This is a genomic window from Geodermatophilus sp. SYSU D00691 (genome assembly GCF_054050275.1).
The window spans coordinates 26,823-50,494 of sequence record NZ_JBJGYZ010000002.1 but is presented as its reverse complement, the minus strand read 5'-3'; the positions used below and the strand labels follow the sequence as shown (position 1 = coordinate 50,494).

The 23,672-nt window shown below is 73.8% G+C and carries 25 protein-coding genes; 10 read left to right on the top strand and 15 right to left on the bottom strand.

Annotation, left to right across the window (positions count from 1 at the left end):
- Positions 1-84: 84 nt before the first annotated feature.
- From ACI797_RS01690 to ACI797_RS01670, 5 genes are read right to left on the bottom strand one after another with little or no spacing between them, the layout of a single operon-like run.
- Positions 85-786, bottom strand: a complete 702-nt coding sequence (locus ACI797_RS01690; RefSeq protein WP_456540468.1) for an ABC transporter ATP-binding protein — start codon at positions 784-786, stop codon at positions 85-87.
- Complete coding sequence (locus ACI797_RS01685) at positions 787-1,578, bottom strand: ABC transporter ATP-binding protein (RefSeq protein ID WP_456856630.1); 792 nt, start codon at positions 1,576-1,578, stop codon at positions 787-789.
- Complete coding sequence (locus ACI797_RS01680) at positions 1,575-2,591, bottom strand: branched-chain amino acid ABC transporter permease (RefSeq protein WP_456856627.1); 1,017 nt, start codon at positions 2,589-2,591, stop codon at positions 1,575-1,577. The genes ACI797_RS01685 and ACI797_RS01680 overlap by 4 nt, the downstream gene beginning before the upstream one ends.
- Entirely contained in the window at positions 2,588-3,478 is an 891-nt protein-coding gene (locus ACI797_RS01675; protein ID WP_456856625.1) for a branched-chain amino acid ABC transporter permease, read from the bottom strand. The genes ACI797_RS01680 and ACI797_RS01675 overlap by 4 nt, the downstream gene beginning before the upstream one ends.
- Positions 3,479-3,484: 6 nt before the next feature.
- On the bottom strand, positions 3,485-4,720 hold the full coding sequence (locus ACI797_RS01670) for an ABC transporter substrate-binding protein (protein ID WP_456856623.1): 1,236 nt from the start codon (positions 4,718-4,720) through the stop codon (positions 3,485-3,487).
- A 195-nt stretch (positions 4,721-4,915) separates the two neighbouring features.
- Between ACI797_RS01670 and ACI797_RS01665 the strand changes: the two genes are divergently transcribed.
- Positions 4,916-5,779, top strand: a complete 864-nt coding sequence (locus ACI797_RS01665; RefSeq protein ID WP_456856621.1) for a PaaX family transcriptional regulator — start codon at positions 4,916-4,918, stop codon at positions 5,777-5,779.
- On the opposite strand, the gene ACI797_RS01660 is transcribed toward ACI797_RS01665, so the two are convergent.
- Genes ACI797_RS01660 through ACI797_RS01650 form a run of 3 tightly spaced genes read right to left on the bottom strand, consistent with a single transcriptional unit; the run spans position 5,763 to position 10,641 of the window.
- Positions 5,763-6,668, bottom strand: a complete 906-nt coding sequence (locus ACI797_RS01660) for a DMT family transporter (RefSeq protein ID WP_456856619.1) — start codon at positions 6,666-6,668, stop codon at positions 5,763-5,765. The genes ACI797_RS01665 and ACI797_RS01660 overlap by 17 nt on opposite strands.
- Positions 6,665-9,019: a bifunctional salicylyl-CoA 5-hydroxylase/oxidoreductase gene (locus ACI797_RS01655; protein ID WP_456856617.1), complete on the bottom strand. Its 2,355-nt coding sequence runs from the start codon at positions 9,017-9,019 to the stop codon at positions 6,665-6,667. Before ACI797_RS01655 ends, ACI797_RS01660 begins: the two co-directional genes overlap by 4 nt.
- Before the next feature lie 11 nt (positions 9,020-9,030).
- Positions 9,031-10,641 carry an AMP-binding protein gene (locus tag ACI797_RS01650; protein ID WP_456856615.1) on the bottom strand — a complete coding sequence of 537 codons (1,611 nt, stop codon included), beginning with the start codon at positions 10,639-10,641 and terminating at the stop codon, positions 9,031-9,033.
- Between the two features lie 116 nt (positions 10,642-10,757).
- Between ACI797_RS01650 and ACI797_RS01645 the strand changes: the two genes are divergently transcribed.
- A complete protein-coding gene (locus ACI797_RS01645) occupies positions 10,758-11,576 on the top strand; it encodes a PaaX family transcriptional regulator (RefSeq protein ID WP_456856613.1) in 819 nt (272 codons plus the stop codon).
- Here ACI797_RS01645 and ACI797_RS01640 read toward each other — a convergent pair.
- The gene (locus ACI797_RS01640; protein WP_456856611.1) at positions 11,573-11,980 is read right to left on the bottom strand and encodes a RidA family protein; all 408 of its coding nucleotides are present in this window, start codon (positions 11,978-11,980) and stop codon (positions 11,573-11,575) included. The genes ACI797_RS01645 and ACI797_RS01640 overlap by 4 nt on opposite strands.
- A gap of 67 nt (positions 11,981-12,047) precedes the next feature.
- The gene (locus tag ACI797_RS01635) at positions 12,048-12,806 is read right to left on the bottom strand and encodes an SDR family NAD(P)-dependent oxidoreductase (protein ID WP_456856609.1); all 759 of its coding nucleotides are present in this window, start codon (positions 12,804-12,806) and stop codon (positions 12,048-12,050) included.
- A 73-nt stretch (positions 12,807-12,879) separates the two neighbouring features.
- Here ACI797_RS01635 and ACI797_RS01630 point away from each other — a divergent pair, with 73 nt between their 5' ends.
- From ACI797_RS01630 to ACI797_RS01610, 5 genes are all read left to right on the top strand, one after another.
- Positions 12,880-13,677 (top strand): enoyl-CoA hydratase-related protein, encoded by a 798-nt coding sequence (locus ACI797_RS01630; RefSeq protein ID WP_456856607.1) that lies wholly within the window; start codon positions 12,880-12,882, stop codon positions 13,675-13,677.
- Positions 13,678-13,693: 16 nt separating this feature from the next.
- Positions 13,694-14,554 carry an amidohydrolase family protein gene (locus tag ACI797_RS01625; protein WP_456856605.1) on the top strand — a complete coding sequence of 287 codons (861 nt, stop codon included), beginning with the start codon at positions 13,694-13,696 and terminating at the stop codon, positions 14,552-14,554.
- A gap of 88 nt (positions 14,555-14,642) precedes the next feature.
- Positions 14,643-15,170, top strand: coding sequence for an EXLDI protein (locus tag ACI797_RS01620; RefSeq protein ID WP_456856603.1), 528 nt, complete (start codon positions 14,643-14,645; stop codon positions 15,168-15,170).
- Positions 15,171-15,220: 50 nt separating this feature from the next.
- Positions 15,221-15,982 (top strand): ABC transporter ATP-binding protein, encoded by a 762-nt coding sequence (locus ACI797_RS01615; protein ID WP_456856601.1) that lies wholly within the window; start codon positions 15,221-15,223, stop codon positions 15,980-15,982.
- Entirely contained in the window at positions 15,982-16,836 is an 855-nt protein-coding gene (locus tag ACI797_RS01610; RefSeq protein ID WP_456856600.1) for an ABC transporter permease, read from the top strand. Before ACI797_RS01615 ends, ACI797_RS01610 begins: the two co-directional genes overlap by 1 nt.
- A 65-nt stretch (positions 16,837-16,901) precedes the next feature.
- Here ACI797_RS01610 and ACI797_RS01605 read toward each other — a convergent pair whose 3' ends face one another.
- The 4 genes from ACI797_RS01605 to ACI797_RS01590 form a co-directional block, all read right to left on the bottom strand.
- Positions 16,902-18,581, bottom strand: a complete 1,680-nt coding sequence (locus ACI797_RS01605; protein ID WP_456856597.1) for a DHA2 family efflux MFS transporter permease subunit — start codon at positions 18,579-18,581, stop codon at positions 16,902-16,904.
- A 58-nt stretch (positions 18,582-18,639) separates the two neighbouring features.
- Complete coding sequence (locus tag ACI797_RS01600; RefSeq protein ID WP_456856595.1) at positions 18,640-19,236, bottom strand: TetR/AcrR family transcriptional regulator; 597 nt, start codon at positions 19,234-19,236, stop codon at positions 18,640-18,642.
- A gap of 512 nt (positions 19,237-19,748) precedes the next feature.
- On the bottom strand, positions 19,749-20,369 hold the full coding sequence (locus tag ACI797_RS01595; protein ID WP_456856593.1) for a TasA family protein: 621 nt from the start codon (positions 20,367-20,369) through the stop codon (positions 19,749-19,751).
- Positions 20,370-20,575: 206 nt separating this feature from the next.
- Positions 20,576-21,127: a TetR/AcrR family transcriptional regulator gene (locus ACI797_RS01590; RefSeq protein ID WP_456856591.1), complete on the bottom strand. Its 552-nt coding sequence runs from the start codon at positions 21,125-21,127 to the stop codon at positions 20,576-20,578.
- 75 nt (positions 21,128-21,202) lie between these two features.
- Here ACI797_RS01590 and ACI797_RS01585 point away from each other — a divergent pair, with 75 nt between their 5' ends.
- Positions 21,203-21,868 (top strand): GAP family protein, encoded by a 666-nt coding sequence (locus ACI797_RS01585; RefSeq protein ID WP_456856589.1) that lies wholly within the window; start codon positions 21,203-21,205, stop codon positions 21,866-21,868.
- 137 nt (positions 21,869-22,005) lie between these two features.
- Here ACI797_RS01585 and ACI797_RS01580 read toward each other — a convergent pair whose 3' ends face one another.
- Positions 22,006-22,380 carry a hypothetical protein gene (locus ACI797_RS01580; protein WP_456856587.1) on the bottom strand — a complete coding sequence of 125 codons (375 nt, stop codon included), beginning with the start codon at positions 22,378-22,380 and terminating at the stop codon, positions 22,006-22,008.
- Positions 22,381-22,612: 232 nt separating this feature from the next.
- Here ACI797_RS01580 and ACI797_RS01575 point away from each other — a divergent pair, with 232 nt between their 5' ends.
- Together ACI797_RS01575 and ACI797_RS01570 are read left to right on the top strand one after the other, a co-directional pair.
- Positions 22,613-22,795 carry a hypothetical protein gene (locus ACI797_RS01575; protein ID WP_456542078.1) on the top strand — a complete coding sequence of 61 codons (183 nt, stop codon included), beginning with the start codon at positions 22,613-22,615 and terminating at the stop codon, positions 22,793-22,795.
- Positions 22,796-23,142: 347 nt separating this feature from the next.
- Entirely contained in the window at positions 23,143-23,607 is a 465-nt protein-coding gene (locus ACI797_RS01570; RefSeq protein ID WP_456856585.1) for a dihydrofolate reductase family protein, read from the top strand.
- Positions 23,608-23,672 lie beyond the last annotated feature (65 nt).

Below are 23,672 nucleotides of genomic sequence, written 5' to 3'. Positions count from 1 at the left end.
CCGGCCGACGTCGACATCGGCGGTCTCGCACGCCTGGACGGCTCGAACCGTGCGAGACCGCCGATCTCGCCGGATGGGGCGGTACTAGCCGACGCCCAGCAGGGCGCGGGCCACGGAGCTGTCGCGGCGGAACTCCTGCGTGGGTGAGCGGTGCACCACCCGGCCCTTGTCCATGACGGCGATCTCGTCGGCCACGGCGAACGCCAGGTGCAGGTCCTGCTCGACCACCAGCAGCGTCACGCCCTCGGCCTTCATGTCGCCGACGACCTCGCCGATCCGGTCGACCAGCGACGGCGCCAGCCCGTCGGAGGGCTCGTCCATCAGCACCAGCCGCGGGTTGGTCAGCAGCGCGCGGGCGATCGCGAGCATCTGCTGCTCCCCGCCCGACAGCTGGCCGGCGCTGTGCCGCAGCCGCTCGCCGAGCCGTGGGAGCAGTTCCAGCACCCGGTCGACGGTCCACGGGCCGCGCCCCCGCCCGCGCCGGGCGGCGAGCGCCAGGTGCTCGGTGACGGTCAGCGGCGCCCACACCCGCCGGCCCTGCGGCACCAGCGCCACCCCCGCCCGGGCCACCACGTCGGGACGGCGGCCGGCGAGGTCGCGGCCGTCGAGCACGACCGCGCCCGCGGTGGCGTGCACCAGCCCCATGACGGTGTTCACCAGCGTCGTCTTGCCGACCCCGTTGCGGCCGAGCAGGCCGAGCACGCGACCGTCGGCGAGGTCGAGGTCGACGCCCTGCAGCACGCTGCTGCGGCCGTAGCCCGAGCGCAGCCCGCGGACCTCCAGCACTCAGCCCACCTCCAGCTGCGCCGGGCCGCTGTCGTCGAGGAAGAGCGCCCCGCGGTCGGTGCCGAGGTAGGCCTCCTGCACCGCGTCGCTGCGCCGCACCTCGTCGGGGCTGCCGGTGACCAGCACCCGCCCCAGGTGCAGCACGGTCATCGAGCCGGCGAGGGCGAACACCACGTCCAGGTCGTGCTCGACGATCACCAGGGTCACCGACTCGGGCAGCCCGCGCAGCAGCGCGACCAGCCGCGCGCTCTCGGCCGGCGACATCCCCGCCGCCGGCTCGTCGAGCAGCAGCAACCGGGGCTCGCAGGCCAGCGCCACCGCCACCTCGACCTGCCGCCGCTCGCCGTGCGAGAGCGCGGCCACCGGCACCTCGGCCCGCGCCTCGAGGCCGACGTCGGCCAGCAGCGCCCGGACCCGGTCGCGGGCGGCGCGCTGCCGGCGGGGGACGAGCGCGTGCCGCGACCCGTGCCGGCGCTGCGCGGCCAGCAGCACGTTCTGCTGCACGGTCTGGGTGAGGAACAGGCTGGAGTGCTGCATCGTCCGGCTGATGCCGAGCCGGGCGCGCTGCGGCTCCGACCGCCCGGTGACGTCGGCCCCGGCGAAGTGCAGGGTGCCGGCCGAGACGGGCATGGTGCCGGAGATCAGCTGGAACAGCGTGCTCTTGCCGGCGCCGTTGGGGCCGATCAGCGCGTGCCGGGCGCCGGCGGGCACCTCGAGCGTGACGTCGTCGACCGCGCGCAGCGCCCCGAAGGCGCGGCTCACCCCCTGCAGCGACAGCAGCGGCGCGGTCACGTCGTCCTCCTCCGGCGCACCAGCCCGGCGAGGCCGGCGACCCCCTGGGGCAGCACGTACACCGCGATGACGAAGACGATCCCGAGCACCAGCGGGCCGTGGCCCTCCAGGGTCGGGCCGAGCGCGTCGCGGACCAGGACGACGACCGCCGCGCCGAGCACCGGCCCCCACAGCGAGCCCGCGCCGCCGAGGATGACGGCGAGCAGCGCGAGGGCGCCGGTGGTGAACCCGGCCTCCGCCGGGGTCACCAGCCGCACGAGGGTGGCGTACATGCCGCCGGCCATCCCGGCGAAGCCGCCGGCCAGCACGAAGGCGCCGAACTTGTACCAGAACGGCGAGTAGCCCAGCGACCGCATCCGCGGCTCGTTGTCGCGGATGCCGCGCAGCACGCCGCCGAACGGCGAGGCGGCGATCAGCCACAGCAGGACGAAGCCGGCCAGGAACAGCGCCAGCATGTACCAGTACACGTAACCGGCCAGCACCACCGGCTCGCCGCCCAAGCGGACGGCGGGGATGCCGTAGAGGCCGTTGGAGCCGCCGGTGACGTCGTCGAGCCGCGTGGCCAGCTGGAACGCCAGCTCGCCGATGGCCAGGGTGAGCATCAGGAAGAAGACGCCGGAGCTGCGCACCGCCAGCCAGCCGGTGGCCGCCGCGGCGACCGCGCCGGCGCCGGCGGCGAGCAGCACCGGCACCGGCCCAGCGGCGGTCCAGTGGATGGCGACCAGCCCGGCGGTGTAGGCCCCGACCCCGAAGTACGCGGCGTGGCCGAGCGACGGCAGCCCGGTGACGCCGACCAGCAGGTCGAGGCTGACGGCGAACAGCGCGAACACCAGGATCCGGCCGAGCACCGTGGTGCCGAACGGGTCGACGAACAGCGGGACGGCCACCAGCGCCAGCACGACCGCCAGCCCGGCGACGGCGGCCGGCCACCCCGGCCGCGGAGGAGCCGGTGCGGCGGCGACGGGGGCGGTGCCCGGCGCCTCCGTCGTCGCCGGGTCGACCGAGGCGCTCATGTCCCGGCCAGCTTCCGGGGACCGAACAGCCCCCGCGGGCGGACGACGAGCACGACGGCGAGCGTGCCGAACAGGACGAACGAGGAGACGTCGGGCAGCAGCGCCCGGCCCAGCGACTCGACCTGGCCGATCAGCAGCGCCCCGATGAAGGCCCCCTTGACCGACCCGAGCCCGCCGATCACCACGACGACCAGGGCCAGGATGAGGATCGTGTCGTCCAGCCCGGGCCGGGCGCCGTACACCGGCGCCCCCAGGACGCCGGCCAGCGTGGCCAGCATCGAGCCGATCCCCAGGACGGCGACCTTGACCTTGCGGTTGTCGATGCCCATCGCCGAGACCATCTCGCGGTCGGCCACGCTGGCCCGCACCAGCGCGCCCACCGACGTCCGCTCGACCACCAGCCAGACGACGACGGCGAGCACCACGCCGATCGCGATCAGCAGCAGCCGGTAGGTCGGGTAGGAGTTGCCGGCGACCGACACGCTGCCGTCGAGCCCGGGCGGCGCGGCCACGCTCAGCGCGTCGTTGCCGTACACGATGGAGAGCACCTCGGCGACGATCAGCGAGACGCCCAGGGTGAGCAGCGCCTGGTCGAGGATCGGCCGCCGGGCCAGCGGCTCGGTCATGACCGACAGCCCCGCGCCGGCGACCAGCCCGACGACGGCGGCCAGGCCCAGCGCGCCCAGGAAGGCGCCCCAGGTGGCGCCGCCGCCGAGCAGGTCCCAGGCCAGGTAGGCACCGACCAGGTAGAGCGCGCCGTGGGCCAGGTTGAGCACGTCCATCATCCCGAAGACGATCGACAGCCCGAGGGCGAGGATGAACAGCAGCGATCCGATGGCGAAGCCGTTGAGGATGCTGACGAGGTTGGCGTCCAGCCAGCCGATCACGAGCGCTCAGGCCCCCGGCTGGGCGTACACGCCGAGCTCCTCGACGACGCTGTTGATCAGCGTGCCGCCGTCGTCGGTGACCTCCCGCAGGTAGACCGCCTGCTCGGGGGACTGCCCGCTGAAGCTCCACGGCCCGCGCGGGCTGTTCGCGATCTCGCCGAGCCCCTCCAGCGCCGCGGAGACCGAGTCGCCGCTGAGGTCGTCGGCCTCGGCCAACGCCTGGTCGAGCACGTTCGCGGTGTCGAACGTCGTCATCGCGAAGACCGTCGGCAGCTCGTCGTACGCCTCCTGGTAGGCCTGCACGAACTCCGTGTTGGCGTCGTTCTCGATCTCGGTCGAGTAGTGCAGCGTCGTCTGCACGCCGACCGCGGACTGGCCCTGCGCCTCGAGCACGCTGCCCTCGGTGAGGAAGCCCGAGCCGTAGAGCGGGATGGTGTCCTTGAGCCCGAACGAGTCGTACTGCTGCACGAAGCTCACCGCCTCGCCGCCGGAGTAGAAGACGAAGGTGGCGGCCGCCCCCGAGGACTGGATGCCGGAGAGGAACGGCTGGAAGTCCTGCGTCGTCCCGAACGGGGTCAGCGCCTGGCCGGCGACCGTGCCCCCGCCGGCCTCGTAGGCCTCGGTGAAGCCGGCGACGACCTCCTGGCCGGCCGCGTAGTCCGGCGCCATGACGTAGACCGGGCCGACCCCCTCGGCGGCGAGGTGCTCGCCCATGGCCGAGGCGATCTGCGCGTTGGTGAACGAGGTGCGCCACACGTACGGCGACGCGGCGTCGGCGGTGATGGCGCCGGCGCCGGCGTTGGCCACGACGAGCACCTTCTGCGCCTCGGCGAACTGCTCGGCCGCACCCAGCGCGGTGGCCGAGTTGACGATGCCGACGACGACGTCGACCTGGTCCTGCTGCAGCAGGCGCTGCACCGCCGGCACCCCGGTGTCGGGCCCCTCGCCCTCGTCGGCGACGACGGTCTCCACCTCGTAGCCGCCGAGCGTGCCGTCGTTCTGCTCCAGCCAGAGCTCCCAGCCGTTCTGCATGTCCTCGCCGAGCGGGGTGTAGACGCCCGCCTGCGGGATCACCAGGCCGACCTTGATGCTGCCGCCGCCCTCGCCCCCGTCGCCGCCGCCGCCCCCGCCGTCGTCGTCCCCGCCGAGGCTGCCGCCGCCGCACGCGGCCACCGCCACGGTCAGCACACCGGCGCCGGCGGCGGCGAGGAGGCGGCGCCGGGAACGGGAGGTCAACGCCATCGCGGGCTCCTGCGGGTCGGGTCCGACGTGCTACAGACGTGCGCCGAGCGTTGACGCATGCTGTAGAAGTCGGATCCGGTGTGTCAAGGGTCACAGCGCGTTCGCCGGGTCTCGTGACCGGATCGATGCCCCGCCGGGGTGGTGCGCCCCGGAGGGACGGCGGGGACGGGAGGGCCGGGTGCCACGATGGACGCCGTGAACCCCGCGCCGGTCGAGGAGCTCGACGAGGTCGAGCCCGTCCCGGCCCGGCGCGAGCTGGGCGCCGGCAGCGCCCGGAGCCTGCTGCTCACCGTGCTCGGCGAGTTCGTGCTGCCCGCGGCGCAGCCGGTGTGGACGGCGACCCTGCTGGAGCTGCTCGGCGAGCTCGACGTGGCCGAGAAGGCGGCCCGGCAGGCCATCATGCGCACCGCCGACTCCGGCTGGATCGAGGCGCGGCGGTTCGGGCGCGAGACCCGCTGGGGGCTGACGCCGTCCGGCGTCGCCCTGCTGCGCGAGGGCACCGAGCGGATCTACGGCTTCGCCGCGCCCGAGCAGCCGTGGGACCACCGCTGGCTGGTGCTCAGCGTCGGGGTGCCCGAGAACAACCGGGCCCTGCGCTCGCGGCTGCGCACCCGGCTGGGCTGGGTCGGCCTCGGCTCGCCGCGGGCCGGCACGTGGGTGACACCCCGGGTCGACCGGGAGGCGGCGGCGCGCACGGTGCTGGAGGAGCTCGGCCTGCTGGCGGGCAGCTGGTCGTTCGTGGCCACCGCCGGCGCCGTGGGCGACGAGCGCTCGCTCGTCCGGGCCGCGTGGGAGCTCGACGCGGTGGAGGAGCGGTACGAGGACTTCCTCGAGCTGGTAGGCCGCCGCCGGCCGCGGACCGACCGGCAGGCCCTGCTGGCCCAGATCCGGCTCGTGCAGGAGTGGCGCCGCTTCCCGCTGCTCGACCCCGGCCTGCCGCGCGAGCTCCTGCCGCCGCGCTGGAGCGGGCACCGGGCCGCCGAGGTCTTCCGCGAGCGGCACGCCGCCTGGGCCCCCCGGGCGCAGGCCGCGTGGGCGGAGCTCAGCCGGGCTCGCTGACCGCCGCGGGGATGCGAGCGGGCACCACGACGAGGGCCACGCCCAGCGCGGTCAGCCCGATGCCGACCAGCGAGACCGGCGCCAGGCGCTCGCCGAACACCAGGTACGCCTCGACCGCGGTGGCCGGCGGGACCAGGAAGTAGAGGCTCGACACGCTCGCCGCGCTGCCGCGGCGCAGCAGCAGCAGGAGCAGCAGCACCGCGCCGAGCGACAGCACGACGACCAGCCAGACGAAGGCGGCGACGAACTCGCCGGTCCACTCGATGCGCAGGTCCTCGGTGGCCAGGGCGATCGCGAGCAGCAGCACCGCCGACGCCGCGTACTGCACCGCCGTCCCCCACAGCAGGGGCACGGCCTCGCCGTGCCGCTTCTGGAACACGGTGCCGTAGGTGCCGGCGGCCAGCGCGACGACGCAGGCCAGCAGCCCGGCCGGCGGCAGCGGCCCGACCGGGCCGGCGGCCAGCACCCCGGGGACGACGACGAGCGCGACCCCGACCAGGCCGAGCCCCAGCCCGACCCACTGCCGCGCGGTCGGCCGCTCGCCGAGCACCCGGGCGGCGAGGACGGCGACCAGCACCGGCTGCAGGCTCACCACCACCGCCGACACCCCGGCGGGGACCCCGATCGAGATCGCGTAGAAGACCCCGCCGAGGTAGCCGGCGTGCAGCAGGAGCCCGGCGACGGCCGCCTGCCCGTACTGCGCGCCGCGGGGCCGGGCCGAGCGCAGCGCGGCGGCGATGCCGGCCAGCAGCACCGCGGCCAGCGCGAGCCGGACGCCGAGGAAGGTGAACGGGTCGGCGTAGGGCAGCCCGTACTTCGCGCCGACGAACCCGGTGCTCCACAGCAGCACGAACAGCGCGGGGGCGCCGACGCGCTGCAGCCTGCTCACGGGGTCCAGCGTGCATGGCGGGTGCGCGGCTCGCCGCGGCGGATCAGCTCCAGCCGGGGCCGCGGCCCGTCGCTGCGGCCGGTCTGCGGCCGCCGGCTGCCGGCCCGGAACGGCGCGGGCCAGGTGGCGCCCGGCCCGGCCCACTCCTGCTCGGCCGCGGCGTGCAGCGTCCACTGCGGGTCGTAGAGGTGCGGCCGGCCGAGCGCGCACAGGTCGGCCCGCCCGGCCAGCAGGATGGAGTTGACGTCGTCGTGGCTGGAGATCGCGCCCACGGCGATCACCGCGACGCCGAACTCGCGGCCCACCTCGTTGCGGATCCGGTCGGCGTACGGGGTCTGGTAGCTGCGGCCGAACGCCGGGCGCTCCTCCTTGACCACCTGGCCGGTGGAGACGTCGATGCCGTCGGCGCCGTGCTCGGCGAAGGCGCGGGCCACCGCCACCGCGTCGTCCACGTCGGTGCCGCCCTCGCACCAGTCGGTCGCCGAGATCCGCACGGTCATCGGCCGCCCGGCCGGCCACACCTCGCGGACGGCGTCGAACACCTCCAGCGGGTAGCGCAGCCGGTTCTCCAGCGGACCGCCGTAGCGGTCGGTGCGGCGGTTGGACAGCGGCGAGATGAACGACGACAGCAGGTAGCCGTGCGCGCAGTGCAGCTCGAGCAGGTCGAAGCCGGCGCGTGCGGCCGCCCGGGCGTTGGCGACGAACTGCTGGCGGATCCCCGCCAGCTCGCTCTCGGAGAGCTCCCGCGGCACCTGGTTGGCGGGGGAGTAGGGGATCGGCGACGGGCCGACGACCTCCCAGTTCCCGTCGGGCAGCGGCTCGTCGATGCCCTCCCACATCCGCTTCGTCGAGCCCTTGCGGCCCGAGTGGCCCAGCTGGACGCCGATCCGCGCGTCGGTGTGCCCGTGCACGAAGTCGACGACCCGGGTCCAGGCCCGCTCCTGCTCCGCGGTGTACAGGCCGGTGCAGCCCAGGCTGATCCGCGCCTCCGGGCTGACGCACACCATCTCGGTCATCACCAGCCCGGCGCCGCCGAGCGCCTTGCTGCCCAGGTGCACCAGGTGGAAGTCGGTCGGCAGCCCGTCCTCGCCGGAGTACATGTCCATCGCGGAGACGACGACGCGGTTCTTCAGCTCCAGCTCCCCCAGGCGGAAGGAGTGGAACATCGGCGGCCGCGGCGTCGTCGGCTCGGGCTGGCTGCGCGCGAACCAGGCGTCGACGCCGGCGACGAACTCGGGGTCGCGCAGCCGCAGGTTCTCGTGGGTCACCCGGCGGCTGCGGGTGACGATGTTGAACGCGAACTGCTCGGGGTCCTGGTGCACGTAGTGCCCGATGTCCTCGAACCACTGCATGCTGGCCTTGGCCGCGCGCTGGGTGGAGAGCACGACCGGCCGCCGTTCTTCCTCGTAGGCGGTCAGCGCGGCGTCGAGGTCGGGCTGCTCGTGCAGGCAGGCGGCCAGGGCGAGGGCGTCCTCCATGGCCAGCTTGGTGCCCGAGCCGATGGAGAAGTGCGCGGTGTGCGCGGCGTCGCCGATCAGCACCAGGTTGCCGTGCCGCCAGGTGCGGTTGGACAGCGACAGGAAGTTCAGCCACTTCGAGTTGTTGGCGAACACCCGGTGGCCGTCGAGGACGTCGGCGAACAGCTGCCGGACCAGCTCGATCGACTTCTCGTCGCTCTCGCCGGGCGCCAGGTCGACCGCCGCGACGTCGCCGAACGCCCGCTGCCACACCCGCTCGTGCATCTCGACGATGAACGTGCTGCCGGTGCGGTCGTACGGGTAGCCGTGGATCTGCATGACCCCGTGCGGGGTCTCCTCGACGTAGAACTTGAAGGCCTCGAACACCAGGTCGGTGCCCAGCCACATGTACCGGCTGTGCCGGGTCTCCAGCGTGGGGCCGAAGACGTCGGCGTAGCGGGCGCGGACCCGGGAGTTGGCGCCGTCGGCGGCGAGGACGAGGTCGGCGGTGCGGCGCAGCTCCTCGACGTCCGGTGCCTCGGTGCGGAAGTGCACCCTCACGCCGAGGTCGGCGCAGCGGCGCTGCAGGATGCCGAGCAGCTCCTTGCGGCTCATCGCGGCGAAGCCGTGGCCGCCCGAGGTGGTCACCGTGCCGCGGAAGTGGACGTCGATGTCGTCCCAGCGCGCGAAGTGCTGCTCCATCTCGCGGTGGACGACGGGGTCGGCGTGCTCGATGCCACCGAGCGTCTCGTCGGAGAAGACGACGCCGAAGCCGAAGGTGTCGTCGGGGGCGTTGCGCTCCCAGACCGTCACCTCGTGCGTGGGGTCGAGCTGCTTGACCAGGGCCGAGAAGTAGAGGCCGCCCGGGCCCCCGCCGACCACCGCGATGCGCATCCGTCGTCCCCTCAGCGCAGCCGGTAGCGCTGCAGCTTGCCGGTGTTGGTCCGCGGCAGCTCGTCGACGAACTCGACCACCCGCGGGCACTTGTACGGGGCGATGGCCTGCTTGGTGAACGCCCGCAGCTCCTCGGCGGTCACCTCGCCCGCGCGCTCGGGGTTGAGGACGACGAACGCCTTGACCACCATGCCGCGGTCGGGGTCGGGTGCCCCGACGACGGCGCACTCGACGACGTCCGGGTGGCCCAGCAGCGCCTGCTCCACCTCGGGGCCGGCGATGTTGTAGCCGGCCGAGACGATCATGTCGTCGGTGCGCGCCCGGTAGCGGAAGTAGCCGTCGGCGTCGCGGACGTAGGTGTCGCCGGTGTAGTTCCAGCCGTGCCGCACGTACTCGGTCTGCCGGTCACCGCCGAGGTAGCGGCAGCCGGTGGGCCCGCGGACGGCGAGGTGCCCCTCGGTGCCGTCGGGCACCGGGTTGCCGTCGTCGTCGAGCACCGCGGCGGTGTAGCCGGGGACGGCGCGGCCGGTGCAGCCGGGGCGGATGTCGTCGTCGGCGGCGGAGATGAAGATGTGCAGCATCTCGGTGGCGCCGATGCCGTCGATGATCTTCACCCCGGTCGCGTCGTGCACGGCCCGCCAGACCGCCTCCGGCAGCGTCTCGCCGGCCGACACCGCCCGGCGCAGGCCGGCGAGGCCGCGGGCCCACCCGCCGGCGACGACCGCCTTGTACATGGTCGGCGCGGTGAACAGCACCGTGACGCCGTGCGCCGCCACCGCCGCGGCCAGCTGCTCGGGGGTGGCCTTCTCGAGCAGCAGCACGCTGGCGCCGACGCGCAGCGGGAAGACGACGAGCCCGCCCAGGCCGTAGGTGAACGCGAGCGGCGGGGTGCCGGTGAAGACGTCGTCCGGCTCGGGCCGCAGCACGTGCGCCGAGAAGGTGTCGGCGATGGCCAGCACGTCGCGGTGGAAGTGCATGGTCGCCTTGGGCCGGCCGGTGGTGCCGGAGGTGAAGGCCAGCAGCGCCACGTCGTCGGCGGCGGTGTCGACCGGGGGGAAGCCGGTCGGCCGGGCGGCGGCCCGGGGGAGCAGGTCGTCGTGCCCGTCGCCGCCGAACGCGACGGTGGTCAGGCCGGGGACGGCGGCCCGCTCCAGGTCGGCCAGCAGCCGGGCGTCGCACAGCGCCACGGCGGGCCGGCTGATCTCGGCCACGGTGGCCAGCTCCGCGGCGCGCAGCAGTGGCATCGTCGTCACCGCCACCGCGCCGGCCCGCAGGACGGCGAACCAGCAGGCGACCAGCCACGGCTCGTTGAACCCGCGCAGCAGCACCCGCGTGCCGGGGACGACGCCGAGCTCCTCGACCAGGACGGCGGCGATCCGCTCGGCGTGCGCGCGCAGGTCCCCGTAGCTCCAGGAGGTGCCGTCGGGGGTGCGCAGGCACGGCCGGTCCGCGCCGAGCCGGTCGATGGTGGCGTCGAGCAGCTCGGCGGCGCAGTTGAGCCGCGGCCCGTAGGGCAGGTCGCCGAGGTCGAGCACCGGCCACTGCTCCCGGGGCGGCAGGTGCTCGCGGCAGAAGGGGTCGACGTGGGCCGAGGGGGTGAGGGCGGCGGGGGTGAGGGTCATGGGGACCTCCCGGCAGCGGCCGCCGGCGCAGCGGTGGGCCGGCGGCACCGTGGGGCCAGTATGCCGCCGTCCTGACGGGAGTCAACGGGACGCCATGGAGCACCTATCGTGACCTCGTGACCGTCGTCCAGGAGGCAGCCGCGGGGGCCGGCCTGCAGCCGCGGCAGCTCATCGTGACGCTGTACGGGCTGTGGGCCCGGCAGCGCGGCGGCTGGCTGTCGGTGGCGTCGGTCGTGCGGCTGATGGCCGACCTCGGGGTCGACGAGCCCGCCGTCCGGTCGTCGATCTCGCGGCTCAAGCGGCGCGGCCTGCTGGTGGCCCGCCCGGAGGCCGGCGTCGCGGGCTACGCCCTGTCGGCCGACGCGGTGGAGGTGCTCGCCGAGGGCGACGCGCGCATCTTCGGCCGCCGCCGGGCCGAGGTCGGCGACGGCTGGCTGACCGTCGTCTTCTCGGTGCCCGAGTCGGAGCGCGACCGGCGGCACCGGCTGCGGGTGGAGCTGACCCGCCTGGGCTGCGGCACGGTGGCGCCCGGCGTGTGGATCGCCCCCGGCCACCTCACCGACGAGGTGACCGAGGTGCTGCACCGGCGCGGGCTCGACGGCTACGTCGAGCTGTTCGCCGGCCGGCACGTCGGCTCCGGCGACCCCGCGGCGGACGTGGCGCGGTGGTGGGACCTCCAGGCCCTGCAGGCCCGGTACGCGGAGTTCCTGGAGCGGCAGGAGCCGGTGCTGCGGCGCTGGTCACCGGAGACGGCGTTCGCCGACCACGTGCGGCTGGTCACCGACTGGCGGCGGCTGCCCTACGCCGACCCCGGCCTCCCGCTGGCGCTGCTGCCCGCCGGCTGGAACGGCGCCCGCGCCGCGGACCTCTTCGTCGAGCTGAGCGCCGTCCTCGCCGCACCGGCGGAGGTCCACGCCACGCGCGTGCTCGGTTAGCCGGGGACGACGGCGGTGCCCTGCACCTCGACCAGCGCCTCGTCGTCCCAGAGGCGGGCCACCCCGATGCCGGCCATCGCCGGGTAGTCGCGGCCGACCAGCCGCCGCCACACCCCGCCGATCTCGCCGGCGTGCGCCCGGTAGTCGGCGAGGTCGACGGCGTAGACGGTGAGCGAGACGAGGTGCGCCGGCTCGCCGCCGGCGGCGCGCAGCGCGGTGAGCAGGTTGCCCAGCGCCCGCTCGAACTGGGCGACCACGCCCTCGCCGACGATCCGCCCGTCGGCGTCCATCGCCGTCTGCCCGGCCAGGAACACCGTCCGCCCGGGGCCGGCGACGACGGCGTGCGCGAAGCCCGCCGGCCGCGCCAGCTCCGGTGGGTTGACCCTTTCGCTCACGACGTCCATGGTTCGCCTCCGCGGGGCGCTCCGCTCCTCGCTCGTTCCTCGCTGCGATGCTCACGCCCCTGTCGGCTCACGACTGCACCGCCCCTCCGTCCACGTCGATGCCCTGCCCCGTGATCGCCGCGTTCGCCACGCACAGCAGCACGGCGTCGGCGACCTCCTCCGGCGTGACCAGCCGGCCGATCGGCTGCCGGCGCACCAGCGCCTCGCGGGCCTGCTCCGCCGTCCGGCCGGTGGTGGCGCTGATGTTCTCGACGGTCCGGTCGGTCATCGGGGTGTCCACGTAGCCGGGGCAGACGGCGTTGACGGTCACCCCGGTGCGCGCCACCTCGGCCGCCGCCGAGCGGACCAGCCCGAGCAGGCCGTGCTTGGACGCGGTGTAGGCGGCCACGTAGGGGTCGCCGCGCTTGGCCGCGATCGACGCGACGGCGACGACGCGGCCCCAGCCCTGCTCGACCATCGGCGGCAGCGCCCGGCGGAGCAGGCGGAACGGCGCGGTGAGGTTGACCGCGAGCATCCGGTCCCAGTCGGCGTCGGTGGTGCGGGCCAGCGGCGCGGAGGTCGCGGCGCCGGCGTTGAGGACCAGCACCTCCACCGGCCCGCCCCACTCCTCCTCCACGCGGCCCAGCACGTCCTCCGCGGCGGGGGGACCGGTGAGGTCGGCCGGGACGACGAGGGAGGGACCGGCCAGGCCGGCGGCGACCGCGGCGAGCTCGTCGGCGCTGCGCGCGGTGAGCGCGACGGAATGCCCCTCGGCCGAGAGCCGGCGGGCCACCGCGGCGCCGATGCCGCGCCCCGCGCCGGTCACCAGGCAGCGGCGGGCGGGCATGCGGCGGAGGTTGCCACCCCTCCGTTACGACCGTCAACATGACGACATACCGGCGTCCGGCGGAGGGGATCGCATGCGGCTCGAGGAGTTCACCGACGTCCGGTACGCCGTGGAGGAGGACAACCACGCGGTCATCACCATCGACCGGCAGGAGCGGATGAACTCCTTCCGCGGCCGCACGGTCGACGAGCTGATCGCGGCGTTCAAGCACGCCTGGGCCGACCGCCGGGTGGCCGCGGTGATCCTGACGGCGACGGGGGAGCGGGCATTCTGCACCGGCGGCGACGTCAAGGAGCGGGCCGAGACCGGCGGCTACGGCGAGACCGAGTGGGGCACCTTCGAGATCGAGCGGCTGCACCGCATCATCCGCGACATCCCCAAGCCGGTGATCGCCGCGGTGAACGGCATCGCGATCGGCGGCGGCCACGTGCTGCACGTGCTGTGCGACCTGACCGTCGCGGCCGAGAACGCCACGTTCGCCCAGGCCGGCCCGCGGGTGGGCTCGTTCGACGCCGGCTTCGGCACGGCGTACCTGGCCCGCGTGGTGGGGGAGAAGCGGGCCCGCCAGATCTGGTTCCTGCTCGACCGGTACGACGCGGCCACCGCCGAGCGCTGGGGGCTGGTCAACGCCGTCGTCCCCCAGGAGGAGCTGCTGGACACGGCGCGCGAGTGGGCGCGCAAGATCGGCTCCTACTCGCCGACGGCGATCCGGTTCCTCAAGCACTCGTTCAACGCCGACACCGACCACCAGAGCGGGATCTCCCACCTGGCCTTCGACGGGCTCGAGCAGTTCGTGCACAGCGAGGAGGGCATGGAGGGCGCCCGGGCGTTCGCCGAGAAACGGCCGCCGGACTTCAGCCCCTACCGCTGAGGCAGGATCGGGAGCCGTGCTCGACGGACACGTCCTGGTGGACGCGCACGTGCACGTCCCGGTGCTCGGCTCGCTGGCCCCGGCGTGGGTCGACTGGGCGCGGCAGTTCGGCCGCCCGGGCGTGCTCGAGGAGGTCTGGCGGCCCGACGGCACGCCCGACCCGGCGGCGCTGGACCGGCTGTTCGCCGCCGAGGGCGTCGACGTCGCCCTGCTGTTCTGCGAGTACAGCCCCAAGGCCACCGGCTACCAGCTCTTCGACGACCTGCTGCCGCTGGTCGAGGCCAACCCGCGGCGGTTCCGGCCGGTGGCCAACGTCAACCCGCACCTGCACTTCCCGATCGCCCGCGAGCTGACCCGCCAGCTCGACCTGGGCGCGGCCGCGCTGAAGATCCACCCGGTGCACGGCGGCTTCCGGGCCGACGACGCCGCGCTGTACCCGGCCTACGCGGTGCTGGTGGAGCGCGGCGTGCCGCTGGTGGTGCACTGCGGCACCAGCAGCTTCCCGGGGTCGACCAACGCCTACGCCGATCCGCAGCTGCTCGACGCGGTGCTGCGCGACTTCCCCGACCTGCAGGTGGTGCTCGCCCACGGCGGGCGCGGCTGGTGGTACGACGCCGCGGCGTTCCTCGCCGTCTCCCGGCCCAACGTGTGGATCGAGCTGTCCGGCCTGCCGCCCAAGCGGCTGCCCGAGTACTACGCCCGCTTCGACCTCGCCCGCCTGGCGCGCCGGTTCATCTACGGCACCGACTGGCCCGGCGTGCCCGGGCAGGCGGCCAACGCCCGCGCCGTGGCCGGCCTGGGCATCCCCGACGACGTCGTCCCGCTGGTGTGGGGCGGCAACGCCCTGCGGGTCTACGCCGGCCTCGACCCCGCCTGAGCTCCGCGTCGCACGGCGCGGCGCAGGAACGCGCTTGCTTCTATACGTACATGTATGCATATACTTCTGCCGTGCCTATGATGGTCCCGTGCCGAACAAGACGATCTACGTCTCCGACGCCGACCTGCCCGTCTTCCAGCGGGCGCAGGAGCTCACCGGGGGCAACCTCTCGGCGGCCATCTCCAAGGCCCTGCGCCGGCTGGTCGAGGTCGAGGAGGGCCGCCTCGAGGGGTTCGAGGAGGTCACCGTCCGCGTCGGGGTGGAGCCCGGGAGGCTGCAGCGCTTCCAGGGGGTCCGGCTCGTCGACTGGCACCGGACCGGCAGCGGCGGCAGCGGCGGCGAGGAGCGCTTCCGCGTCTACCGCACCCGCACCGGCAAGTTCGCCGTGCACGTCTCGCTCCCCAAGGGGTTCGTGCACAAGGCCGGCAAGGACGGCCAGCTGACCGGCTGGCGCAAGCACTTCGCCGCCGACCAGCAGTGGGGCGAGACCCCCGCCGTGGCCACCCTCGAGGTCTTCGACACCTTCGAGGAGCTCCAGGCGGCGGTCCCGGCCGAGCTGGCCGCACTGGTGGAGGCCTACGCGACCCAGCCCGAGGTCGAGGACCTCGACATCTGACGCTCCCGGCGCCGCCGGGAGTGCCCCCGGCAACGCCCCGAGGAGCGATCATGCCCACCAGTCCACCCCCGGCGATCGAGGTCGCCGGCCTGTCCAAGCGCTACGGCGACCAGACCGTGCTCGCCGGCCTGGACCTCGCGGTGCCCGCCGGCACCGTGACCGCCCTGCTCGGCCCGAACGGGGCCGGGAAGACCACGACCGTCTCGATCCTGGCGACCCTGCTGCCGGCCGACAGCGGCACCGCCCGCGTCCTCGGCCACGACGTCGCCCGCGAGCCGCAGGTCGTGCGGCAGCTGATCGGGGTGACCGGCCAGCTGTCGGCCGTCGACCCGCTGCTGACGGCCACCGAGAACCTGCGCCTGATGGCCGACCTGTTCCACCTGCCCCGCGCGGAGGGCCGCCGCCGCACCACCGAGCTGGTCGAGCGCTTCGGCCTGGCCGACGCCGGCCGCAAGCAGGCCCAGCAGCTCTCCGGCGGCATGCGCCGCAAGCTCGACCTGGCGATGACCCTGGTCGGGGGGCCGCAGGTCGTCTTCCTGGACGAGCCCACCACCGGCCTCGACCCGCGGGCCCGCCGGGAGCTGTGGGACCAGGTGCGCGGCCTCGTGGCCGGCGGCGTGAGCGTGCTGCTGACCACCCAGTACCTCGACGAGGCCGACCAGCTGGCCGACTCCGTCGCCGTCCTGCACGAGGGCCGCCTGGTCGCCCACGACACCCCCGCCGGCCTCAAGGCGGCCCACGACGCCGGCTCGCTCGACGACGTCTTCCTCGCCCTGACCGAGTCCCATCACGACGTGAAGGAGGTGGCGTGATGACCGCCGCCGTCGCTCCCGCCCCCGTCGGCCTGCCCGCGGGGCCCTCCGCCCCGGCCCGCGCCGCCGGCGACCTGCTGACCATGACGCGGCGCAGCATGCTGCGGATGGTCCGCTACCCCTCGCTGAGCCTGCAGCTGGTCGTCATGCCCGTCGTGCTCCTGCTGCTGTTCGTCTACGTCTTCGGCGGGGCGTTCGGCGCCGGCGTCGACGCCGGCACGGCGACCGGCGCGGCCGGTCGGTCGGCGTACCTGGACTACATCACGCCGGCGATCCTAGTGATCACGGCCGCCGCCATCGCCCAGGCCACCGCGATCACCGTGGCCATGGACATGACCGGCGGGATCGTCACCCGGCTGCGCACCATGCCGGTCGCGCCCGTCGCCGTCCTGGGCGGGCACGTCATCGGCGCGGTCGTGCAGACGCTCCTGGCCGGCGCCGTCGTGCTCGGCGTCGCCGTCGCGCTGGGCTTCCGGTCCGGCGCCGACGCGCTCGGCTGGCTGGGGCTGGTGGGCTTCTTCACCCTGTTCGGGCTCATGCTCACCTGGCTGACCGTGGCGATGGGCGCCGCGGCGCGCTCGGTCGAGTCGGCGTCGAACACCCCGATGATCCTGATGCTGCTGCCCTTCTTCGGCAGCGGGTTCGTCCCGGTGGAGACCATGCCCGCGGCGGTCCGCTGGTTCGCCGAGAACCAGCCGTTCACGCCGATCATCGAGACCGTCCGCGGTCTGCTGGCCGGGACCGCGATCCCGGCGTCGACGGTGTGGACGGCGATCGCCTGGTGCGTGGGCCTGAGCGTCGTCGGCTGGCTGTGGGCCCGCGCCGCCTACCGCCGTCCCCGCGCCGCCGCCTGATCTCGGGGCGTCAAACACCTGGGGCCCGGAACCGTGGCGGTTCCGGGCCTCGGGCGGCGGTGCAGCTACGCGGGGACGGGTGCCTCCCGCGGGTCGTCGTCCCGGTCGTCGGTCCGCTCGACCACCACGCGCTCGTCGACGACGTCGACCGGCGCGGTGAGCCGGGCCAGCTCCTCCTCGGACTCCACCGCCTCGCCGCGGGCGACCATGCCGGCGATCTCGGCCAGCGGGATCTCCTTGAGCAGGAACGCCAGGACGACGGCGACGAGCAGGATCGGCACGAGGTACCAGAACACCGGGGCGAGCGAGTCGGCGTACGCGTCGACGATCGCCGTCTTCAGCGGCTCGCCGGCCGCCTCGACCGCTGCCGGGGTGAGCGTGTCGGCCGAGGTGATGCCGGCCTGCACCGCCTGCGCGCCGTTCTCGGTCAGCGCGCCGACCAGGTGGTCGGCCAGCCGGCTGGTGAACAGCGTGCCGAACAGCGCGATGCCGAGGGTGGCGCCGACCTCGCGGAAGTAGTTGTTCGTGGAGGTCGCGGTGCCGATCTGCTCGGCCGGGACGGCGTTCTGCGCGGCCAGGACGACGTTCTGCATGATCAGGCCGAGCCCGGCGCCGAGCGCGAAGAACATCAGGCCGATCGTCCACAGCGACGTCGCGCCCGACAGCGTCGTCATCCAGACCATCGTGGCCGCGATGACCGCGGCGCCGGCGATCGTGAAGACCTTGTAGCGGCCGGTCCTCGCGATGAACGACGCCGAGCCCTGGATGGTCAGGATGATGCCGGCGGTCATCGGCAGCATGAGCAGGCCGGAGTTGGCCGCCGACAGGCCCGAGCTCATCTGCAGGAACGTCGGCATGAACGCGACCGCGGAGAACATGCCCAGGCCCACGGCCATGCCGAGCGCGGTCGCCACCACGAAGGTGCGGTTGCGGAACAAGCCTAGCGGGATGATCGGCTCGGCGGCCCGCCGCTCGACCAGCACGAAGGCCACGGCCGAGACGACGAGCGCGGCCAGCCACGCGAGCGTGACCCCGGCGCCCCAGCCGTCGCTGCCGCCGAAGTCGGTGAACATGATCAGCGACGTGGTGGTGGCCGACAGGGTGACGATGCCGGCGTAGTCGAGCGGGGTGGTGCTGCGCTTGCGGGGCAGCGTGAGCGCGAACCGGCCGATCAGGAACGCGGCCAGGCCGACCGGCACGTTCACCCAGAAGCACCACTGCCAGCCGAACAGGTCGGAGTCGGTGAAGAACCCGCCGACCAGCGGGCCGGCGACGGCGGAGAGACCGAACAGGGCGCCGATCGGGCCCATGTACTTGGCCCGCTCCCGGGCCGGGACGATGTCGGCGATGATCGCCTGCGAGAGGATCATCAGCCCGCCGCCGCCGAGGCCCTGCACCCCGCGCCAGATCACCAGCCAGGTGAAGTCCGGCGACAGCGCGGCGCCGAGGCTCGCGATCGTGAACAGCCCGATCGCCATGAGGAACAGGTTGCGGCGGCCCCACAGGTCGCCGAACTTGCCGTAGACGGGCATGACCAGCGTGGTGGCCAGCAGGTAGGCGGTCGTCATCCACGCCATGTGCGAGACGCCGCCGAGGTCGCCGACGATCGTCGGCATCGCCGTCGCCACGATGGTCTGGTCGAGCGCGGCCATGAGCATGCCGGCGAGCAGCGCCGAGAAGATGAGGTTGATCCGGCGCCGGGTGAGGACGATCGGCGGCGGGCTGTCGGTCAGCGGGGCCTGCAAGGGAACTCCATCGGGTCGTGCGGAGGTGCCGCGGGTGCGCGGCACCGGGTGGTGCGGGTCAGGACGGCGTGGGCAGTCCGGCGGCCACGGCGTCCCAGGCCTCGTCGACGAGGTCGGGCAGCGAGGCGGTGAAGTCGGTGGTGAACCAGCGGTGCAGCGACGTGCGCATGACCGCGGCGGCGACGCCGGCCAGCAGGGTGGGCAGGACGTCGACGCCGACGGTGCTGCCGGTGCGCTCGGCGATCGCCTCGGCGAGCGCCCGCTCGGACTCCCCGAACGCGGCGGCCAGCCGGCCGACGAGGGCGGGGTGGGCGTCGATGACCGTGAGGCGCAGCGGCCACAGCTCGGTCTCGGTGGCCATCTCCGCCGCCTGCACACGCTGCACGGCCCGCAGCGCCTGCAGCGGCGACTCCTCGGCCGGCCGGTCGCGCAACGCCTGGATCTGCCGCGTCGACGCCTCGGGGTCCAGGCCCAGGACGGCCTCGTCCTTGCCGGAGAAGTAGTTGAAGAAGGTCCGCGGCGAGACGTCGGCGCGCTCGGCGATGTCGTCGACGGACACGTGCTCCAGCCCGCGCTCGGCCACCAGCCGCAGCGCCGCCTCGTGCAGCGCGAGGCGGGTGGCGAGCTTCTTGCGCTCGCGCAGGCCGCTGGTCACCCCGTCATGGTGCCACAAACTTGCAGAGTCTGCAAGTTTGCGCGAACTGCACGGCGTGTCGTGCCGGCCGGGGGGACCGGGTGTGCGGTAGGGCCCCGGAGTCGCCGATGCCCGGCGGGGGAGGAGCGCGTCGTCCTGGAGGCGGCCTCGACCGGCCGGAGGCGTTCACGGCGGCCGGGACCCCCTGCAGCACGCGCTTGAGCGGTACCTCCAGCCGCTTGCCGTTGCTGTTGCGCGGCCGCGCGGCCACGGCGACCACGTCGTCGGGCACGGCTGCGGTCAGCGCGCCCCGCACCAACCCCGAGCGCAAGGTTCGCCAGCACGTCCGCGAGCCACAGGCGCTCGGCTGCAGCGTCGCCCTCAACCCCAGGACCACGGGATCTTCGGATCAGGCGGCCTTGGAACACGCCTGAACGGTGTGCGCCGTTCAGGCTGGCGAACCGCCGTGTCCCTGGTGGGCGTGGACTGCCGGCCGGCCCGTCCGTAGGGGGCGCCACGGCGCGCGGGCAGGTTCAGCGTGCCGTGCCGGCGGCCTGCACGGCGGTGAATCCGAGGTTCAGCGTGGCGGTCAGTCCCCGCATCTCGTTCCCGGCGGTGGTCGGCAGCGAGAGGGTGAAGATCATGTTGTCCTCCCCGCCGGGGCTCAAGGACCCCGTGACGGGCAGCGCGGCCGTGCTGATCACCGGTCCGGCGTACAGGGTCTGCTGCGTGCCGCCGCAGGTGTAGGTCGGCAACTCGGTGGTCCCGCCCCTGGTCCAGGCGCGCGAGCACTGCTGCAGGGTCAGCTGCAGACCGTTGACCCGGTCGGTCGTCAGGGCGTTCGCCGACCCGGCGGTGGTGGTGGCGAGGTTCACCGAGGAGAGCGTCACGTTGCCGTCGTTCCTCAGGTTGATCGCCCGGGTGAGCGAGTCCCCGGGCAGGAAGCCGCTGGTGGTCACCGGGATGGTGTGCGGGAGGCCGCCGGGGGCGCCCAGGTCGATCGACAGCGTTCCGGCCTGCACGGCGGTGTCCACCGAGGTGCTGTCGGTGAAGGTGCCGAAGGTGCCCAACCCCGCGACGGCGGCTGCGACCCCGACGGCCGCCAGCGAGCCCAGGATCTTCCGGGCCGTGTTCCGAGTGCGGTTGCTGCTCATCTGAAGGGTGCTCCGGTCTGGATCGCCGCGGCAGGTTCTCCTGCTGACAGCGACGACCTTGGCGACCCCACCGCACGGCCATCTCCACGAATCCGCAAGAAGCGCGCAAATTGTCGGTCTTCCGTCTCCGGGTGGACCGCTCGGGGCGGCTGGTGAGCCCTTGTGGGGTTCCGGGTCGGGTGGTGCGACAGGTGGAGATCGACCGGTCAGCGCTGTGCGTTCGGCCGTCTCAACGCGCTCAGGACCGTCTCGGTCACGAGTCGTTCGACCTCTCGTGCGGCGAGTAGCCCGAGTCGGACGCCGTCGGCAGCGCCGACGAGCAACCACGTCACCATGATGACGACCCACTCGGCACTGAGGTCGACGCGGAACACGCCGTCCTCCTGGCCGCGCCGGACCAGTGCGCGCAGCTGGTCGTCGCTGTCGCGCACCAGGGCGAGGAGTTCCTTCTCCACCAGTCCGTCCAGCGGCTGGGACGTCAGCAGCCCGAAGCGGACTCCCAGCGGGGCCAGCGCGGCGAGGAGCCGACGCAGGGCGTCCTCCGGCGGACCTTCCTCGAGCCGGGCGACGTCCGTGGCGGCGACGTAGGCCTCGGCGGCCGCGCGCGCCACCGCTGACACCAGCACCTGCCGGTTCGGATAACGCCGGAACAGGGTGGCCCGGCTGACGCCCGCGGCTGCGGCGATCTCGTCCATGGACGCGGCCGGTGCCGCGGACAGGACCTCGGCGGCGCGGGACAGCAGCGATTCCTCGGGCACGGCACCACCCTAGCTCCGTGAGACTTCGACGTCTCACATGAAATAGCATGGTCTCATGACCGTGGTGAACTGGCGATGACTCCAGCCCTGCTGATAGGCGTCGCCGGGTTGGCAGCACTCGACTCGTTGAACCCGGCCACCATCGCCGGCGTCGCCCTGATCCTGCTGGCGCCGCTGCAGCGCCGGCTCGCCACCGCGCTGGCGTACGTGGTCGGGGCCTACCTGACCGTCCTCGCCGTCGGGGTGGCCGTGTACGCCGGCGCGGAACTGGCCGCCGATGTGGTCACCGGCGGGCTGGTGTGGGTGCGCCGAGGCGCGCTCGGCCTGGCCGCGCTGCTCCTGCTGACGGCGGCCGTCCGTCGACTGCGCCCGCAGCACCGGTCGGCGGTCGTCCTGCCCCGCTGGTTCGGCCCGTGGACCGCTGCCCCCGTCGGGGTGCTCGTCACGGCGGCCGACCTGCCCAACGCCTTCCCGTACCTGATCGCCATCGAGCGCCTGGTCACCGCCGACGTGCCTCTGGCCACCGGGCTGTGGGTACTGGTGGGCTACGCCGTCGTCTACTGCCTGCCCTGCCTGCTGCTGCTCGCCGTCGGCATGCTCCACGGCGAGCGGGTGCGCCGCCGACTCCACCGGGTCTACGAACGGATCGGCCAGGCGCGCACGGTGCCTCGCAGCATCCCCGCCGCCCTGGGGCTGGCGCTGCTCGGAGCCGCCGTGGCCACGATCGCAGCACAGGTGTGAACGCGCACTGCCCGTGGGCAGCCTCCCGAACAAGGCGTGATGTCTTTTTGAGTGGGCGGCTCGGGGCTTCGTGCCGGTCGCACTCCGAGGGCGGCCTGCGGGACGCCCTCACGAGGGCGCACTGCGTGGATCGACGGTCAGGCCGGCGGGATGTGACAGGTGATGGTTATCCGGCCGTTGGTCGTCACAACGACGCGCTCCCGGCCCACGACTCCAGTGTCGCTGTGACAAGTTGCGGAGCCCGCGTAGGTCTTGGTCGGCGCTGGGACACCCTCGGGGAGTTGTCCGAAGCAGGTGACGTTGAGACCGCCATCAGGGGTCACCACGACCGTGGAGTTGGTGATGCCAACACCAGCCGGCAGGAATGGGGCGTCGTTGGGGCCGGCCACGCAGTCCACCTGGTCCCGGAAGAGGAAGACCAGTGCTGCAGCCTGGGCTGAGGTGGGCACCGCCGCCGCCAGCGCCAACCCGACACCGCCGACAACCGTGGCCCTGACCAGTCGGCTCGTCATGACGACCTCCCGCGATCCTGTGCGAGGGTGACTCGCTGGGGCAAACGGTCGCCAGAGCACAAGTTCTCTGTGACCGCCGCTCCAATGGGCCGCGGCAGCTCTGACGGCAGACTGGCGCGCGGGGCAGGGCCGGTAGCCGCCCACCTCCCTCCCCGCCGTGACGGAACGGGTTCCATGCGCCATGCTGGGTGGACGACACGCCCGACCGCGTGGGGGGACGATGACGCGCGAAGTGTCCATCAGCGACGAGATGGCCTATCTCATCATCAACGCCTGCCGTCACCGTGCCAGGCAGATCGACGAGCTGATCGACACCGATGCGGTTGCCGGCGGTGACGTGCCGCGCGCGCTGCACACGCAGCAGGAGTACCTGAGCGTCGCTGAGCACCTCGCCCGGCTGTTCAGCTACTCCTGAGCGCAGCAGCCGGGCCGGGGTCGTCGAACGGGTCCCGTGAGGGTCGCTCTCGGGCACAGGGCGCCGGGCTCACGCCGGTCCGGTACCTCGACGTCCGGCGGCGGTTCCTGCGCGGACGTCCCGGCCACGCGCTGGACGGCCGGCCCCTGCCGGCCGACTGGCTTCTCCCAAGAGCGACAGTTCACGACATGCCTGTCGTGACGGCACCCCGAGCAGAGGAGAGCCCCGTGGGCAAGGTGGTCATGTACGCCTCGGTGTCGGTGGACGGCTTCATCGCGGACGAGAACGACCAGCCCGCTGTTCGACTGGTTGTCCAGCGGTGACGTCCCGTTGGACGAGAGCGGCGCGTGAAGGTGTCGCAGAGGTCCTACGACTACACCCGGCCGTACTGGGACGAGATCGGAGTCACGATCGCCGGCCGCCACGTCTTCGACATGACGGACGGCTGGGACGGGCAGCCTCCGGGTGGGATCGACCACGTGGTCGTCGTGACGCACCGGCCGAAGCCCGAGGGCTGGGACCCCGAGGCGCCGTTCCACTTCGTCGCCGGCGTCGAGGCAGCCGTGGCCAAGGCGCAGGAGCTCGCGGGGGACCGCATCGTCGAGGTCGCGGCCGGCGACGTCGGTGGCCAGGTGCTCGCCGCGGGCCTGGTCGACGAGGCGCGCATGGACGTCGTACCCGTCGCGTTCGGGTCCGGCAAGCGCTACTTCGGGTCGGTCGACGCGCAGCACCTGCTGGACGGGCCCGACGTGGCGATCCAGGGCGACCGGGTGCTCCACCTGCGCTATCAGGTGCGCCGTTCACCGACCTGAGCCGGTTACGCGGCGTCCGGTCGCGACCGGGCCGCCCGGGGTGCGCCCCGGGGGCGACATGTCGG